The sequence below is a fragment of the Mucilaginibacter sp. P1_A3 genome (assembly GCF_056406855.1).
Genome location: NZ_JBFTZJ010000024.1, coordinates 1 through 16,136, shown reverse-complemented (window position 1 = coordinate 16,136; position 16,136 = coordinate 1). Strand labels below are relative to the sequence as shown.

General features: G+C 41.8%; 15 protein-coding genes. 6 read left to right on the top strand and 9 right to left on the bottom strand.

All coding sequences use genetic code 11. From position 1 onward, the window contains the following. A partial coding sequence (locus AC1D0K_RS30390) for an integrase core domain-containing protein (RefSeq protein WP_477443550.1) occupies positions 1–210 on the top strand: 210 nt, incomplete at its 5' end. Between the two features lie 700 nt (positions 211–910). Here the strand turns inward: AC1D0K_RS30390 and AC1D0K_RS30385 are convergent. The 3 genes from AC1D0K_RS30385 to sucC form a co-directional block, all read right to left on the bottom strand. Beyond that, positions 911–1,192: a DUF6958 family protein gene (locus AC1D0K_RS30385; protein WP_477397796.1), complete on the bottom strand. Its 282-nt coding sequence runs from the start codon at positions 1,190–1,192 to the stop codon at positions 911–913. Positions 1,193–1,344: 152 nt separating this feature from the next. Further along, the gene (locus AC1D0K_RS30380) at positions 1,345–1,836 is read right to left on the bottom strand and encodes a DUF4304 domain-containing protein (protein ID WP_477397794.1); all 492 of its coding nucleotides are present in this window, start codon (positions 1,834–1,836) and stop codon (positions 1,345–1,347) included. A gap of 88 nt (positions 1,837–1,924) precedes the next feature. After that, a complete protein-coding gene (gene sucC / locus AC1D0K_RS30375) occupies positions 1,925–3,160 on the bottom strand; it encodes an ADP-forming succinate--CoA ligase subunit beta (RefSeq protein WP_295712449.1) in 1,236 nt (411 codons plus the stop codon). Positions 3,161–3,406: 246 nt separating this feature from the next. Here sucC and AC1D0K_RS30370 point away from each other — a divergent pair, with 246 nt between their 5' ends. From AC1D0K_RS30370 to AC1D0K_RS30355, 4 genes are read left to right on the top strand one after another with little or no spacing between them, the layout of a single operon-like run. Continuing rightward, entirely contained in the window at positions 3,407–4,060 is a 654-nt protein-coding gene (locus AC1D0K_RS30370; RefSeq protein WP_477397792.1) for an ABC transporter ATP-binding protein, read from the top strand. Between the two features lie 13 nt (positions 4,061–4,073). Next, positions 4,074–4,382 carry a hypothetical protein gene (locus tag AC1D0K_RS30365; protein ID WP_477397790.1) on the top strand — a complete coding sequence of 103 codons (309 nt, stop codon included), beginning with the start codon at positions 4,074–4,076 and terminating at the stop codon, positions 4,380–4,382. Further along, complete coding sequence (locus AC1D0K_RS30360) at positions 4,372–4,980, top strand: HAD family hydrolase (protein WP_295712457.1); 609 nt, start codon at positions 4,372–4,374, stop codon at positions 4,978–4,980. The genes AC1D0K_RS30365 and AC1D0K_RS30360 overlap by 11 nt, the downstream gene beginning before the upstream one ends. A gap of 56 nt (positions 4,981–5,036) precedes the next feature. After that, the gene (locus AC1D0K_RS30355; protein WP_477443549.1) at positions 5,037–6,560 is read left to right on the top strand and encodes a S41 family peptidase; all 1,524 of its coding nucleotides are present in this window, start codon (positions 5,037–5,039) and stop codon (positions 6,558–6,560) included. Positions 6,561–6,808: 248 nt separating this feature from the next. Here AC1D0K_RS30355 and smc read toward each other — a convergent pair whose 3' ends face one another. After that, positions 6,809–10,348 (bottom strand): chromosome segregation protein SMC, encoded by a 3,540-nt coding sequence (smc, locus tag AC1D0K_RS30350; protein WP_477463148.1) that lies wholly within the window; start codon positions 10,346–10,348, stop codon positions 6,809–6,811. Between the two features lie 238 nt (positions 10,349–10,586). Here smc and AC1D0K_RS30345 point away from each other — a divergent pair, with 238 nt between their 5' ends. Next, on the top strand, positions 10,587–11,000 hold the full coding sequence (locus AC1D0K_RS30345) for a hypothetical protein (RefSeq protein WP_477397784.1): 414 nt from the start codon (positions 10,587–10,589) through the stop codon (positions 10,998–11,000). A gap of 73 nt (positions 11,001–11,073) precedes the next feature. On the opposite strand, the gene AC1D0K_RS30340 is transcribed toward AC1D0K_RS30345, so the two are convergent. The 5 genes from AC1D0K_RS30340 to AC1D0K_RS30320 all read right to left on the bottom strand — a co-directional run bounded on the left by AC1D0K_RS30340 (position 11,074) and on the right by AC1D0K_RS30320 (position 15,623). Beyond that, positions 11,074–11,859: a PhzF family phenazine biosynthesis protein gene (locus AC1D0K_RS30340; RefSeq protein WP_477397782.1), complete on the bottom strand. Its 786-nt coding sequence runs from the start codon at positions 11,857–11,859 to the stop codon at positions 11,074–11,076. A gap of 313 nt (positions 11,860–12,172) precedes the next feature. After that, positions 12,173–13,609, bottom strand: a complete 1,437-nt coding sequence (locus tag AC1D0K_RS30335) for a hypothetical protein (RefSeq protein ID WP_477397780.1) — start codon at positions 13,607–13,609, stop codon at positions 12,173–12,175. Between the two features lies 1 nt (position 13,610). Continuing rightward, on the bottom strand, positions 13,611–14,567 hold the full coding sequence (locus AC1D0K_RS30330) for an aspartyl protease family protein (RefSeq protein ID WP_477397778.1): 957 nt from the start codon (positions 14,565–14,567) through the stop codon (positions 13,611–13,613). Positions 14,568–14,650: 83 nt separating this feature from the next. Then, positions 14,651–15,316: an ATP-binding cassette domain-containing protein gene (locus AC1D0K_RS30325; protein ID WP_477397776.1), complete on the bottom strand. Its 666-nt coding sequence runs from the start codon at positions 15,314–15,316 to the stop codon at positions 14,651–14,653. Between the two features lie 4 nt (positions 15,317–15,320). After that, positions 15,321–15,623, bottom strand: coding sequence for a hypothetical protein (locus AC1D0K_RS30320; protein ID WP_477397774.1), 303 nt, complete (start codon positions 15,621–15,623; stop codon positions 15,321–15,323). Positions 15,624–16,136 lie beyond the last annotated feature (513 nt).

Here is a 16,136-nt window from a genome sequence, read left to right as displayed (position 1 = left end):
ATGCAGCCTTATCGGCCGCAAACCAACGGCAAGGTGGAACGCTTTTGGAGGACCCTTAAAGAAGACCTTATTGAAGATACCGATTTCGACAGCTTTGAAGAGCTGGAAGATGAACTCCTCAAATATCTTGTTTATTATAACTGGGAACGACCACATCAGGGCATCAATGGTAAAAAACCTATCGATATGGTCACCCTAAACAACAAATAAAAATACCTGATTCTGTTACCGAATTACTAAACCCTTACAATTGCGAGGAAGAACGACGCGGCAATCGCGAACTATACAGGGTGGACAGGGCTTTCGTATTTCAAATTATGTAGTTGTAACCGATACCATCGTCCCGCTCATGGCCGCGGGAGGGCCTAGTTACTTTTGTCGCCACAAAAGTAACCAAAAAGGCTATAAGCAGAAAGGCTTCTTTGCCGCACTGGGCCTTTGCCCTGCAAAACGGACAGAACCTGGGCTGGAATTATTTTGCCCTTACCCACACCGCCCCACGCATGCAAAAACTTCCTATGCCCTGCAGCCGCACAGCCCACCATCGTTCTGCCCGTTTTCGCCCGAAGCTGATCTGCTGACACTTTGGGGGAAAACAAGAACACTTCGTTTACCATATTTCTGTTTTTTACAAATTGTCATCTCGATAGAGCCGGGGAGGACTGTGCGAAAGCGCAAAAGAGAGATCTTATGCAATATACACGTTGCCGCCTTTTTTAGCGCTGGTCTTGTGTTAGTAAGAATTACTTTTAATAATTTATTAGCCGATATTTGCTTTAGATGGAGAAGTTAAGAAATTTTTATGCCTTGTTTTGGATTTTGGGTTTAGCCCTGTTGATTTACGCCTTCTTTAGGATTAAGCAAGAGATTTTCCGGCATAAAAAACCAGTCACAGAGGTTAAGAAAGTCTCTATCCGATAATACTATAAATCGGCGGCTTCGCGTTATCCCGCTTAATTATTTCCCGGGCTTCAAGGTCTAACTTTACGGTTTCGCCATACCAATGGGCATTGCCGGAGAAGGTGGTATGCACTTCATCGTGAAGGGTCTGCATCAGCTGGGTGTGGGTAAGGCTTTGGTGTTGCAAAATTTGTATGATGGCGGCCTTTATTATTTCATATTTTTCGACCGAAATAATTTTGTTCTGTTTATCGTTATCGGGATGCAGAGTTTGAATTTTGGCTTCTTTCATGTTAATAAGTCGAAAAAGTCGATGGCTACTTATATCGATAGGTTGCGCCTTTGGATATGTTTTTTATGAATGGGCTTTGTAGATGAATAAAATTAAGGATTTAATTTTTGCAATAAGGGAAATTATCTTTTCGTTCCCATAATTGGAGTATGTTAACCTAATTCTTCAATTTGGCGTTTTAGCCTTTCTCCCCAAAATGGAATTGGAGTATAGTGATTGATGCAATCTTCGAGCGTATTAAGATTTTCTAAGGCTGGCAAAATATGCTGTTCAAAATCCAATTGAAATTCATCTGTAAATTTTGCTAATTCAGTACCTGCTTGAATAATATAGCCTGTTTTGTCTTTATAGTTATGTGTATGGCGGTCATCCGGCAGATAGCCGTTCTCCCGAATTAAGATATTCAAATCATTGTATGATGGCTTTGAATGATCTTTAATAGTTGCTTTTAAAGCTATGCCTATATTAAAACAAAAACTTGCTTGCTCTTTCGTATTCCATGAAAAGTTTTGAAGATTTATAATGATATAGAAATCGTCACGATCTTTCCACCAAGTGTTACCGCTTGTTAAATAGCCGTATTGTTTTAATGCAGGCTTTAAATAAGTTTTAATAAAAGCTGTTTGCTTTTCTTTTGCATTCATAATGCCGTATATATTAAACGCAGTAATATATGTCCCCAAAACAAGAAAGGGGCACAGGGCCCCTTTCTCAATATATTTATATTGGCAATTACAAAGCCAACACTTCTTTTACTCTTTCAGCAGCTTCTTTTAACAAAATAGCTGAGTATACTTTTAAACCTGAGTTATCAATCAGTTCTTTTGCTTCAACAGCGTTGGTGCCTTGTAAGCGAACGATGATTGGAACCGGGATATTACCGATTTCGTTATAGGCGTCAATTACACCTTGTGCAACACGGTCGCAACGAACGATACCACCAAAGATGTTGATCAGGATAGCCTTTACATTAGGGTCGCTCAGGATGATGTTAAAGCCTGCTTTAACAGTTTCGGCATTGGCAGTACCACCAACGTCAAGGAAGTTAGCAGGTTCGCCACCAGCAATTTTAATAATATCCATAGTTGCCATAGCTAAACCAGCGCCGTTAACCATACAGCCTACGTTACCGTCAAGCTTTACATAGTTAAGGTTTGATTTGCTTGCTTCAACTTCTGTAGGATCTTCCTCGTCAGTATCGCGCATAGCTGCGTAATCCGGGTGACGGTATAACGCGTTATCGTCAATATTAACCTTGGCATCAACAGCTAAAATCTTGTTATCAGATGTTTTTAATACCGGGTTAATTTCAAATTGTGAAGAATCTGTAGCTTCGTAAGCTTTGTACAAGGCAGCTATGAATTTGGTCATATCTTTAAAAGCTTCGCCTGATAAGCCTAAGTTGAAAGCTATTTTACGGGTTTGGAAACCTTGTAAACCAACTTTAGGATCAATTTCTTCTTTAAATATCAGTTCGGGAGTTGAGTGTGCAACTTCCTCAATATCCATACCGCCTTCGGTACTGTACATGATAATGTTGCGGCCTTTAGCACGATCAAGCAACACGCTCATGTAAAACTCTTTAGTTTCGCTTTCGCCTGGGTAATAAACATCCTGGGCTACCAAAACTTTCTTTACTTTTTTACCTTCGGGGCCTGTTTGTGGGGTAACTAATTGCATGCCAATAATGTTGCCTGCAATTTCTTTAACCTGGTCAATGTTTTTAGCCAGCTTTACGCCGCCACCCTTACCACGACCACCGGCGTGGATCTGTGCCTTTATTACTACCCAGCTTGAGCCCAGGTCTTCTTTCAATTTTTGGGCAGCCTCTGCAGCCTGCTCAACAGTATCGGCAACAATGCCTTCCTGAACTCTAACGCCAAAGCTCTTTAATATGGCTTTGCCCTGATATTCGTGAATATTCATGTTTTTTGAAGAATTTGCGGTAAATCTACAATTTTTGTTCAAAGGTTTGGGGCCTTTGTACACTTTATTTGCCCTATGTTTATTTAATAACAATGGTTTTACATTTGGGAGTGGTGAGTAGTTGATTAGGTGAGTGGTTGATAGGGTGTATTGAGTTGATTAGGCTGAATGCCTCAATCGTACGATGTTTATCAAGTCATCTTTTCAATCAACTACTCAGTTAATCAACCCAATCAACTACTCACCACCCACAACCATCCACTCACCAAAAAATATTAACTTTACGCCATGCTTAAAGCCAAATCCATCTATAAATCATACGGGCAGCTTCAAATATTAAAGGGCGTTGATCTTGAAGTTAAGCGTGGTGAAATTGTAACTATTGTTGGTGCATCCGGTGCGGGTAAAAGTTCGCTGCTCAATATTTTGGGTACGCTGGATAGGCCGGATTCCGGTCAGCTGTATATCAACGATATAGAGCTCAGCAAGCTTAGTAATAAAAACCTGAGCGATTTCCGGAATCGTAAAATTGGCTTTATTTTTCAGTTTCACCATTTACTGGCCGAGTTTACCGCTCTTGAAAATGTATGCATCCCTGCCTTCATTGCGGGCGTATCAAAATCTGACGCCGAAAAGAGATCGGCCGAACTGCTTGATTTACTTGGATTAAAGGATAGAATGAGCCATAAGCCCAATGAGCTATCGGGCGGCGAGCAGCAAAGGGTTGCCGTAGCGCGTGCGCTAATCAATAAGCCCGCGCTGATTTTTGCCGATGAACCATCCGGTAACCTCGACTCGGTGAACGCGCTGGAGTTGCATGAACTTTTCATTAAGCTGCGTAAAGAATTTAACCAAACCTTTGTAATAGTTACACATAATGAAGATCTTGCCAACCTATCAGACCGTACTGTGATGATGAAGGATGGTTTAATTATACAATAAGTTTATTTATAAATTGAAGATATTAATAACAGCTGCTAATTCTGCACCGGCCTACAGGCTAAAAAACAAACTGAACGGCGATAACGTGATCATGGGTGATCATCTTGATCTGCCGGATTTTATGCTGAAACCGGGGCGGCTTATCCGCTTGCCCGATCCTCAGTCATCCAGTTATACGCATGAAATGTTAACTTTATGCCTTGATCTGGGTGTTGAGCTTGTTTACCTTTTTCGCGAAAGAGAGATGGAGTTGCTGCAACAGTCAGCCATATTATTTAATGAGTATAACATAACAATCCTTGCCGGGGACAATGAAATATAAAGATATTGATAAACGCAAAACCGCGTTCATTCTGGAGCTTGATGATGTTTTATTTCCAGCTAAAGATTATATATACCAGGTTTATTACCTTTTTGCCAACATGCTGGAATATGTTGAGCTGGTTGATGCCGGCAAAACAACCAAACTGATGACTGATACGTATGTACAGGAAGGAGCGGAGGCTGTTTTTGATAAAGTTGCCCTTGAGTTTCCTGTTGCTGCCAGATACAGGGAGAATTTTGACAACCTTATGGTGACTGCCAAGCTCCCCCTTAAATTGCTTTTGTACCAGAATATGCTTACCTTCCTACAGGAAATTGTGGTTGATCGTAAAAAACTTTTCATCGTTACAAATGGCAATGTGCCACTACAGGTAAATAAAATTAAACAGGTAGAATGGCATAAACTGGAGCCTTACCTAACCTGTTATTTTGCCGAAGAAACGGCGCCGAAGCCAGAACCCGATGCGATACACTTATTAATGCAGGATCATAACCTGCAACGTAGAGACATCCTGATGATAGGGAATTCTGAAGCCGATAGTTTATGCGCGGAGACTGTTGGTGTAGATTACCTGGGCGTTGAGGAATTTTTATAACGCTTGTTGTAACATACTTATTTTTATTACGTTAACACTTTTATAATTCATAGTACATGAAAAAAATATTTTACTTCACATTAGTTCTGGCAACCGGTTTACTTTCGGCCTGTAAAAAAGATAAGCCGGCTGGAAATACGGATGGGGGAGTACTTACCGGACCAACAAAAACCGGATCGACGCTCGACCTGATCAAGGATTCGGTATACCTGTATGCTAAAGAAACTTATTTGTGGTATGATGCCATACCTGACTATAAAACTTTTCAGCCCCGTAGCATCACCGGATCAGATGATATAACCGCGCTGACAAACGAAGTTGACCAAATATCACAGTTTAAGATCAATCCATTAACTACCCAGCCGTATGAATATTATGCGCCAGACCCGGGTTCGGCTAAGTATTCCTTTATAGATGATGGATCGGTATCTACCGAATTAGGTGGTACAAACGGCGATTTCGGTTTATCGGTACTATACCAGGAAACAACAGATCTGCGTATAAAATATGTTTACGCAGGTTCGCCTGCCGATAAGGCCGGTATTAAAAGGGGTTACCAGGTAGTAAAACTTAATGGCCGCACAACATTGGATTATGACAACGGAACCAACGTAAACTTTGTAGTGAATGCTGTTTATGGTGCCAATCCTATTACTATGACGCTTAAAAAACCAGATGGCACAACGGTTGATGTTTCTTTGGCTGTAGCTACTTACACCATTAACCCGGTTTTAACTTATAAGGTTTTTACCCAGGGTGATAAAAAAGTGGGTTATGTGGTTTTCAATACCTTTACTTCGCCAGAAAACGCTGGCCCTCAATTGTTAAAAGCATTTAATGCCTTTACAGCGGCTAATGTTACCGAGCTGGTTGTGGATTTGCGGTATAATGGCGGCGGTTATGTATCAACTGCCGAATACCTGGATAACCTGATTGTACCAACGGCAAAAAACGGCTCACAGATGTATACTTATTATTATAACGATAAACTGCAGGCTGATAATCATCCTTTGCTGAGTGCGATATACAATATTAAAAAAGGAGATTTTTTACCTACTAATCCTGATAACCGGATTCTTTTTACCAAAAATGGCTCGCTCAACATTAGCCGTGTGTTTTTTATTATAACAGGCTCCACAGCCTCGGCAAGTGAGTTAACTATTAACAACCTGCGCCCCGAAATGGACGTGAAGTTTATAGGCCGTACAAGCTATGGCAAACCTGTAGGCTTTTTTGCTATCGACATCAATAAATACCAATTGTATGTACCCCAGTTTGAAACCAAGAATTCAGCTAATCAAGGAGGCTATTATTCAGGTATGACACCTGGTTCAACAGATTATCCGGGTAAACTTGATTATGATGATGTTACTAAGGACTTTGGCGATAGTACCGAAGTATTGCTGCAACATGCCTTGAATTATATCAGTACAGGAGTTTATGACGTAAGCGGGCCAAAAGTTCAGAGTTTGTCAAAAAGCAAATCGATGTCTGAGCAACAGGTTACCAATATGACCCTTAAACTGGATGAACGGAAGTTTAAAGGCATGGTAGGTAAAAAGGAACTTCGCCATAAATAAAATATAGGCTGTTGAAAAAAACGCGTCATTGCTTCGTTCCGGTCGATGACGCGTTTCAAAAAAAGCTTTTTGTCATCCTGAGCGCAGTGAAGGATCTATTATCCGCCATGCTTCTCCGCCCTGTACAGTCTGCGAATAGATCCTTCGTTCCTCAGGATGACAAACCTTTTTAACGTCATTTCACCTTCTGAGTTTTACCAAATTTTAAAACTCAGAATGACAAGACTATTTAAAAACGCAATTCTCCCCTAATCTGCAAGCTCGCGCAGGTCAACAGGAACCACGCGCGAAATACCCTGCTCAACCATGGTTACACCATAAATTACATCGGTACTGGCAATGGTGCGCTTGTTATGTGATACAATGATGAATTGTGAATCCTTTGAAAAGGTGCGGATAATATTGTTGAATTTATCAATATTGGTATCATCAAGCGGGGCATCTACCTCATCAAAAATACAGAACGGAGCCGGTTTAAGCAGGTAAAGCGAAAAGAGGATAGCAGTAGCTGTAAGGGTTTTTTCGCCTCCCGATAATTGGTTGATGGAGAGCGGGCGTTTACCTTTTGGCTTGGCAATGATATCAATGTCCGATTCTAAAGGATGATTAGGGTCGGTAAGGATCAAGTCGCAGGAATCTTCATCATTAAACAGGGAGCGAAACACCTTAATAAAATTCTCACGTACCATAATAAAGGCATGCATGAATTTTTCTTTGGCGGTGTCATCAATCTCCTGGATGGTGGCCAACAGGGATGCCTTAGCCTCGCTCAGATCCTTCTTTTGTGCCTGGATAAAGGTATAGCGCTCATTCATCTCGTTGTAAGCCTCAACCGCCATAGGGTTGATAGCTCCAAAATCATCCAGCTGTTTTTTTAGCTTATCGGCCTTTTCGCGCAGGTCATGTTCACTTTCGGCCGGAGTTTCAGTTTCCGGTAAATCTTCAATGTCAATATTAAACTCAACAGATAAACGCTCCTTTAGGGCGTTCAGTTCCAGTTTAAGGTTATTGCGTTCCTCCCTTAGTTCGTTTTCAATAACCTCATGATTATCTTTTTTGCGCCTTAGCGCCGTAACTTCATTTTCGTTTTCGGTGATAATTCCACGCCATTGGTAATACTCCTGCTCGGCTTGCTGGGTGGCCTTTTCAAGGTTTTCCTTTTGCTCGTACATTTCCAGCAGGTCATCGTCTGAGTTGTCTGATTGTTTCAGGTTGTCCTGTATAGCTGCTTTTACTTTCTCCAGTTCGCTGCTGTTTTGTTTGATGCGCACCTCCAGGCTTTCCTGCTGGTTATCGCGGTATTCGAGGTCTTTTACTAAGCCCGATACCTTATTTTGCTGCTGATGGAAACGGATATTTTCCTGGTTATAAGCGTTTGATTGTACCGATACATATTCATTCAGCTCGTTAAAAGCGGCCTGTTTATCAACCAGCATTTCGCTTTGGATCTGCTTTTGCGCTTTTAACTCGGCAAGCTGCGGATGCAGGGCCATCATTTCATCTTTAATACCTGCAATTTTGCGGGCTATATCATCCTTGCGGTTAAGGCTGTTTTCAATAAAAGTTTGATATTGTTCCTGCCGGGTTTTAACGGTGATGAGTTCGGTATTTAACCGGTTAATGATCATCTGCTGCTCATTGATCTCGGCGCTTTTGGTTGATGAACGTAAGCCCGAAAGTTTACTTTGCAATTCATCTGTTTTGGCTTTTTGCGTGTTAACCAGGTTTTCGATACCCTTAATCTCTTTCGCCAGGTTCTCCAGATTCTTGGCCCGTCCAATCCGCTTACCCTCAAACAAGCCTACAGACCCACCGGCCATGGTATGTTTTGATTTATTGAACTTACCGCTCTTGCCTATTATAACAACGCCATCGGGTAAGGCGGCATTGTTAATTTGCAGGTCCTTATCATCATCAACCAGGTAAACATCTTTTAATAAATGGTTACAAAGGCGGGCGTATCTTTTATCAACCTCAATAACCTGTAGGGCCGAAACTGCGCCTGCATTTTCAAAAATCGGGTTAACAGGTACTATTTCCTCATAATTTTCCAGTATAAAGAAGTGCGCGCGACCCCTGGCGGCATTACTTAACAGTTGTATGGCCTTTATAGCTTCATCATAATTATCAATCACGTAATAGTTCATGAGTGGCTCCAGGTAGTTTTCTATGGCTACCCGGTACTCTTCCTTACAAAAAAGTACATCGCTAAACAGGGGGGCATTTTTGGCCCAATCGGCGTTTTTCTTTAAAAAGCGGATAGATTCCGGGAAACCTTCCAGGTTATCAACCATACTTTTGGTAAGGTTGTATTCGTTTTGCTTGGCATCAAGCTTGCGGCTTTCTTTGATGATGGTATCCTTTACCAAACTCAATGCCGAATCAGTTTCTGCTATCTGCTCTTTTAATTTATTCTCAAAATCCAAAGCCGACTGGTAGTCATAATCCAATGTTTCCTTACGGTTTTGCAGCTCGGCAACTACCTGGTTAAAGTGCGAAAGTTCCACTTCTTTATTAGTGGTATCTTCCATGTTGCGCTCGCTCTCCTGCTCCAAAGCCTGTTGCTGAATTTGCAGTATATCAATATCCTTTTCGGCTTTGTAGGCCTGGTTTTGCAGCCGAGTGTTAATGCCGGTGATCTCCGTTAGCTCATTGCGGGCTTCGGCCTGTTGTGCCCTTAACTCATCAACAGCTTCCTTCAGATCCAGCAAACGGCTTTGGATGGTTTGCAGGTTTTCATCCTCCAAAGCTTTTTCTTCGGATAGGCGTTTGATGTTATAAAATACGTGGTTAAGCTGGTTTTTATCTTTGTCCAGCTCCTCGGTTAATCTTGATTCTTTATCCTGTTGAAACTTCAGCTGCTCGTTCTTGATCTTTTTCTCACTTTCATAAGCACGGATCTTGGATACAAACTCATTAGTGGTTTTTTGCTGTACCGAGAGATTTTTTTCTTTGGTGATACTGTCCAGCTTCTGTTGTTGCAGGGCGGCTTCCAGGGTATCTATCTGGGCAACAATGCCACCTTTTTCGGCTTTTTGCTGTTGCTCCTGGTTCTCAATTTTCTTTAACGATTCGCTGAACGATACAATTCTGAAAGATGCCAGCATAATGCTGAGCGATTTGTATTGTTCTTTGATGCGGTAATAACGCTCGGTTTTTTTTGCCTGGTTCTCCAGCGTTTTTAGATTTTTCTCTATCTCGAAAAGCAGGTCTTCCACGCGTTCCAGGTCGGCCTCTGTATCTTTTAGCTTGCTGAATGTTTGTTTCTTGCGGAGCTTGTATTTAGAGATACCAGATGCTTCCTCAAACAAATTGCGACGCGAGCCTTCCTTATTGGTAATGATCTCATCAATCATCCGCAGCTCGATGATGGAGTAGGAGTCGGAGCCGATACCGGTATCCAGGAACAAGTCTGTAATATCTTTTAGGCGGCACTGTACATCATTCAGTCGGTACTCACTTTCGCCGGTGCGGTAAAGCTTCCGGGTAAGGGTAACCTGCGAATAATCTGTAGGCAGTACGTTTTTGGTATTGTCAAAAGTAAGGGAAACTTCGGCAAGGTTGGCCGATTTGCGACTCTTTGTGCCGTTGAAGATCACATTGTCCATCTTCTCTGATCGAAGCATGCGGGTGCTTTGTTCGCCAAGTACCCAGCGTATGGCATCAACCACGTTTGATTTGCCGCAGCCATTGGGCCCCACAATTGCAGTTACACCCTCATTAAAATTAATGGTGATCTTATCTCCAAAACTCTTAAAGCCCTTGATTTCTAAGCGGGTAAGCTGCATTTATTTTGTTGTATCCTTGCAAAAAATTTAACCTTCAAAGTAATCATTAAAAAATGGTTTTTGAAACTTTTTTTAGCGGGATAAGAAGAAGATAAGGTGAAAATTTAACGGCGATAGGTTTGGCCTTACTATGATACTATGCCAATCTTACCACGGTTGAATAAGAACGAAAGAATATTAGTTTTAAGGATTTTTAATTTCAGAAAAATATTAGCTTTGAAGGCTAAACCTATTCACGATGACCAAATATCTTTATTCCATTATTTATGCCCTCACTGCTATTTCGTGCACATCCAATAATACTATTGGCGTTGTAAACGCCGATACGAAAACGGCTGATGTGAAGCAATCTGTTACGGCAGGTAAAAAGGCTAAAGATAATGGTATGAAAGCTGTTACTGATACTTCTATGGCGGGGCGCCTGCAGGGTTATTGGGCTGTAGACAGTTTGGAGAATGCAACTTTTACGGTTGATAAGAACAAATTCTACTATCCCGATCAGCATGCCTATTACGCCTACAAAATTAAAGGCGACTCGGTAATAGTTACTTACGATGATTTCAAGGAGGCTTTTAAAATAGAATTTAAGGGCACGGATTCTTTAACCATGAGTAATTCAAATGGGGTAAGCAAGTTTTTCAGGTTTAAATAGTTTGTATGCTCTAGAATGAGTTAAGCCTAAGGTTTAAAACCGTTTTGCCCGCGAGTTACCTCGCGGGAATTAACTAAAACCTTATCTCTCCTTTTAAATAGGTAACCGCTTTACCGCTCATCAGCACACGGTCGCCTTTTAGCTCGCACCAAAGTTCGCCGCGGCGGGCCGAGATCTGGTAGGCGTGGAGCTTGTTTTTACCCAGTCTTTTTGCCCAATAGGGTATCAGGTTGCAATGTGCCGATCCAGTAACCGGGTCTTCGGGGATGCCTGCGCCGGGCGCGAAGAAACGGGAAACAAAATCAGAGTTATCACCAGGGGCAGTCGCTATAATACCCACGGTATCCATTTTCGACATTGCAAAAAAGTCGGGCGTAAGGTCTTTGATGTCCTGCTCAGTTTTGTAAACGATAAAATAATCCCTTGATCTTAAAAAGGCCAGTGGCTCCTTTTCGCCCAGTGATTCGGCCAGTCCGTTTGGTGGTTCAATGGGTATGGGCGGCCTTGAGGGGAAATCCATCGTGTATTTATCACCATCGCGTTTCACAATAAGCGTTCCTGCTTTTACAGTTTCAAATAATATAGAATCGCCGGTGTAGCCCAATTCGGTAAATATGATATGTGCCGACGCCAGTGTAGCATGTCCGCACAGGTCGATCTCATACTCGGGAGTAAACCAGCGTAGTTTGTAACCAGCATCTGTTTTTACAAAAAAGGCGGTTTCGGCCAGGTTGTTCTCTATAGCTATTTTTTGCATGGTGGCGTCGGGTAACCACTCCGTAAGCGGGCAGGTGGCTGCCGGGTTGCCGCCAAACAAGGTATCGGTAAACGCATCGGCCTGGTATATGGGAATAGTCATATAAAAAATGGTATAGTTTAGCTAATATACTAAGTAGAGTCAAGAATCAAGAGGTAAGAATTAAGATTATAAAAAAAAACTATTTGTCATCCTTAACAATAGTGAAGGATCTGTTATTCGCCGTGCTTTTCGCCCTGTACAGTCTGTGAATAGATCCTTCGTACCTCAGGATGACAAACTTTTTAAAATGTCATTTCCCCTTCAGAGTCACCCGAAATTTTCAAACTCATAACGACAAAGGCTTTTTTTAAATTTCATTTCCCTTTCAATTTCCAGTCTTAACTCTTGATTCCAATCTCCTCACTCTTTCTTCCTACTCAATCCATAAAACGGAATTTCCGGTATCATATTCGTTTTTCTCGTATAATTTATTTCCGGGGTCTAGCACCCATTGGCCGTCTACAAGGAATTTATAACGGTATTTGCCCGGTTTAAGGTAAAGGCCGATGGTCCATTCGTCGCCGTTATGGGCCAGCGTAAAACCGTCCGGATCCCAGTTGTTAAAATTACCGGCAAGATGAACCACCTTTGCATTGGGGTAGCCCTTAAGCTTAAAAGTATAGTTGGGTTTAACCGCGATAAAAGAATTAACAACGCCATCCTCCACAACGGTACGCTTATTCAGCGGATCGGTGATCCAATTGTCATCCACTATAAATTTATAGCCATAATTACCGGCCGGAATAATTAAAGGCAAAGCCCACCCGGTTGCTGTTTTTTTGAGCGCTATTTCGCCTGGTTTCCAGTTATTAAAGGTGCCGGCTATGTATACTTTACGCGCGTTTGCATATCCGTCGAGGGTAAAATTAACAGTCTCGCCCAGGTTGATTACCGAATTGGTATGACCATCAACATCTTTTACAGTTACCGGATTGGCTGGATCCGTAAACCACTGCCCATCTACTAAAAACCGGTAGGTGTGCATTCCATCGTGCAGGTAAAATTTGGTTTCCCAGCTGTTGCCCTTTTTTTGCAGGATGATGGTATTGGCATCCCAGTTATTAAAGCTACCTGCAAGGGTAATTTTATGCGCACCTGCAAAGCCGCTCAGCCTGAAAGTGTGGTTGTAACGGTAATAAACCGAGTTTACATCACTAAAACCATCCGGGTGCTGCTGCAGATTGCTTCTGTCGCGCTGCCACTTGCCGTCTATAATGTATTTGTACTCATACACACCTGCGGCGAGCTTTACATCGGCTATCCAGCCGCTGTCCGTTTTAATCATAACGCCCTTTAAGGTGCTCCAATTATTGAAATTACCCGATAATAAAACATGTTTCGACTTCAAAAAACCAGGCAAGTAAAAACGGGTTAAGCCCGATGGAAGCTCGTAAACATTAAGTTGTGAGAATTTATTGATTCCAAATGTTTCATCGGCAGGGTAACCGGGACGCCCTTCATTTTCATTGGAGATATTGGTGGTTATAAGAAAAGGCTTGTTTTGCGCATTAATGTTCAAGTCGGTGAGTGACCTATCAAACTGAATTGAATTTTTTGAGCGTTTATTTATATTCCAGCCATCCTTTTTAAAAGCCGAGTAATCGCCGTTATAAAAAGCAGTTGCGGTGGCGTCTTTTACACCGGCTGCTTTAAACAGGCTATCCAGCTCCTGTTTTGACGAGCGCATATCAAGCAGCAGGATTAAATGATCTTTACCTAAAACCAGCGAACTGCGTTTTTGCGCCTTTGTTTCAGAAACGAAACAACTGAGCAACAATAAAAATAGGACGATTGATCTGTACTTTTTCATACTACTGGTTAGTGTAAATGTACATTTCAAATTCTTTTTTCACAAAGTTGATGCTGAATATACCGCGGATAAAAAAATCATACCCCAATATTCCGTCAACGGCATGCCCGTAAGCCTTGCCCATTTTATCCAGGCTGGTTAATAGCACCCGGTTTTTCATAAATCGGCGGTCTCCAATTTTCAGGGTATCAAAACGAGCATATATCACCTCGAATGATGAACCGCCAATCCCTGTGGTTTTGGTACGGTTAAGCACCTGCATACCAGGCAACAGTTTACGCACGCGGTCATAATCCATCAGGTTGGTTTCTGCACCGGTATCAAAGGCGAACCATAACGGGCTATCATTGGCAATGCCCTTAATAAATATAACATCGTTTAAATACTTAAAGGGGGTAACCATCCAGGGATCATGAAAAGCCTTTTCGCCCTGCGGAATATTGCCGTCTTCTTTGAGTTTATGAATGTACAGCGTATTCCTGAAGAGGTCTACCGTAATGGCAAATTTGTTAAATAACCTTGTACCCAGCAAGCCCAATATTTTAATGTTGCGGCTGTTTTCTATGGCCGATAGGTCGGTAACATCAGCGGTAAGCCTGGAATAATGCAGATCGAGAATATTGAAATTATACACATTAGTAGTAAATGTGGCGGCTCCCGTACCATTTAAACCTGCCGATTCTTGTTCGGATATTTGCGGCATATACCTAAAGTAAGTGGCGTTTAAAACGAGATATGGCGCACCGGTATCCAGTACAAAATTGCCAACTAAGCTATCAATCTGCGCTTCTACAATGATGAGGTTGCCGGCCCGTTTTATGGGGACTATCAGCGTATTGAAATCTCCGGAAGGGTCTGGGTCAGGGTCGCGAATGGCGTTTTTAAAGGTGATACCGTTTATAGGTATGTTATTGCTGCATTGGCCTTGGTGCCAGCAAACAGCTAATAAACATATCATCAAATATAAGTAACTACGGGGCATCACAGGGCTGTTTGTATAGTAGACACGGCGGAATGACTATATGTTACAGCTGGCAATATTTAATTAATGTGGCTAAGGTATCCGTAAGTAATCAGCTCATCCCGATGCTCAATTGGGCGGGTGTAGCCATTGGTTATCAGTATTATCCTGTCGCTTACATCTAAAATGTTGTAATACTGGTGATCTGTTAAAATGATACCCTTCACCTTGGCGCATTTTTTTATGATAGCCTTAAACATTTCTGCCTGCATGGGCGATATATGGGTAAAAGGCTCATCCAGTAAAATAAAATCGGCTTTGCTGTATATAACCATCAGTGTTTCCAGCTGCCTTACCTCACCGCCTGAAAGCTCGCCAATGGTTTTCTCGCAATGGTTATGATAAACGGGATGGGCCGAAAAATCATCCCAAAACCGGTTGTCGATAATGCTTTTGGCCAGGCTTTTAATTTTGATGCCTTTAGGCAGGTAGTTATGCTGGGGTAAGTAGGCAATGCGCCTATTATGGTATCCTTTTTTAATGTATTCGCCGTTGATGCTTACATGTTTATAAGCAGGGGTAAGCGTACCAAACATGATGCGTAATAATGATGATTTACCGCAGCCGTTGCGGCCAAGGATGCCCAATACTTCGCCCTGTTTGCATTCCAGGTAAACATCCTGCAGAATCTTTCGCCCGTCAAATTCCAGGAGCACGCTGTCGGTTTTTAAAATGAGAGGCTCCAATTTTTTAGCGGATTGTTGATAGTGATAAAAGGATGCTGAAGGTAATAAGATCGAAACTGAACACATAAAAGTATAAGCGACGGACACTATAACCTGCATTGCGGAAATAGAAGTAGGTTTTGGTTGAGTTAAAGTTGAGATACTGAATACCCAGGATAGAAGCATAGCTGAATAGCTTGCACAGGAAAGCAAGCGGGATATTTAACTGGCGGGAAAGTACATAATAGATACACGCGAATGTGGCCAGCAAACACCATACAAGTGTCGGTTTATAAAAATACCAGGCTATTTTTAAGGTGTTGTTCATTTAGCTAATTATGACAGGTTAAGCTAAATAACGGGAACTTAGGTTTTAAATTTTATTGGGGTGAAATTATTGTATGCAACCTACCCACGATGTGTTTGAAAAAAAATATTTTGTCATGCTGAGTGATAAAATTCCGCGAAACTCTGAAGGTGAAATGACGGAAACTAACCAAGGTTAAGACTCACCCCGTCGAGGCTACGCCCGACACCCCTCTCTTCAACTTCGTTGGAAAGAGGGAGTTGGAACTTAGAATTAACTTTTTTGACCCTCTTTCCGGCGAAGCCGAAGAGAGATTCTGTGTTAATTATCAAATAATTTTTAATTTTGTTTACTTAAGGCGGCTTTATGTCAGCCTGTTTAGGGCGGTATAACTTCGTGTTTTATTCGCCCTAACTCTTTTTATACTGCTGCTGCATTTGTTTTTTGTAAGTATGCTTTATCATATTTCTTTTCTGTTGTCCAGATCGTATAAATCATTTCCAGTATTTTTCTTTGTACCGCGACCGCTGCCTT

Coding starts and splice junctions, on each gene's coding strand:
- AC1D0K_RS30385 (WP_477397796.1), bottom strand. CDS start 1,192: ATGAAAGAAGCCAAAATTCAAACTCTGCATCCCGATAACGATAAACAG.
- AC1D0K_RS30380 (WP_477397794.1), bottom strand. CDS start 1,836: ATGAATGCAAAAGAAAAGCAAACAGCTTTTATTAAAACTTATTTAAAG.
- AC1D0K_RS30370 (WP_477397792.1), top strand. CDS start 3,407: ATGCTTAAAGCCAAATCCATCTATAAATCATACGGGCAGCTTCAAATA.
- AC1D0K_RS30360 (WP_295712457.1), top strand. CDS start 4,372: ATGAAATATAAAGATATTGATAAACGCAAAACCGCGTTCATTCTGGAG.
- AC1D0K_RS30355 (WP_477443549.1), top strand. CDS start 5,037: ATGAAAAAAATATTTTACTTCACATTAGTTCTGGCAACCGGTTTACTT.
- smc (WP_477463148.1), bottom strand. CDS start 10,348: ATGCAGCTTACCCGCTTAGAAATCAAGGGCTTTAAGAGTTTTGGAGAT.
- AC1D0K_RS30345 (WP_477397784.1), top strand. CDS start 10,587: ATGACCAAATATCTTTATTCCATTATTTATGCCCTCACTGCTATTTCG.
- AC1D0K_RS30340 (WP_477397782.1), bottom strand. CDS start 11,859: ATGACTATTCCCATATACCAGGCCGATGCGTTTACCGATACCTTGTTT.
- AC1D0K_RS30335 (WP_477397780.1), bottom strand. CDS start 13,609: ATGAAAAAGTACAGATCAATCGTCCTATTTTTATTGTTGCTCAGTTGT.
- AC1D0K_RS30330 (WP_477397778.1), bottom strand. CDS start 14,567: ATGATATGTTTATTAGCTGTTTGCTGGCACCAAGGCCAATGCAGCAAT.
- AC1D0K_RS30320 (WP_477397774.1), bottom strand. CDS start 15,623: ATGAACAACACCTTAAAAATAGCCTGGTATTTTTATAAACCGACACTT.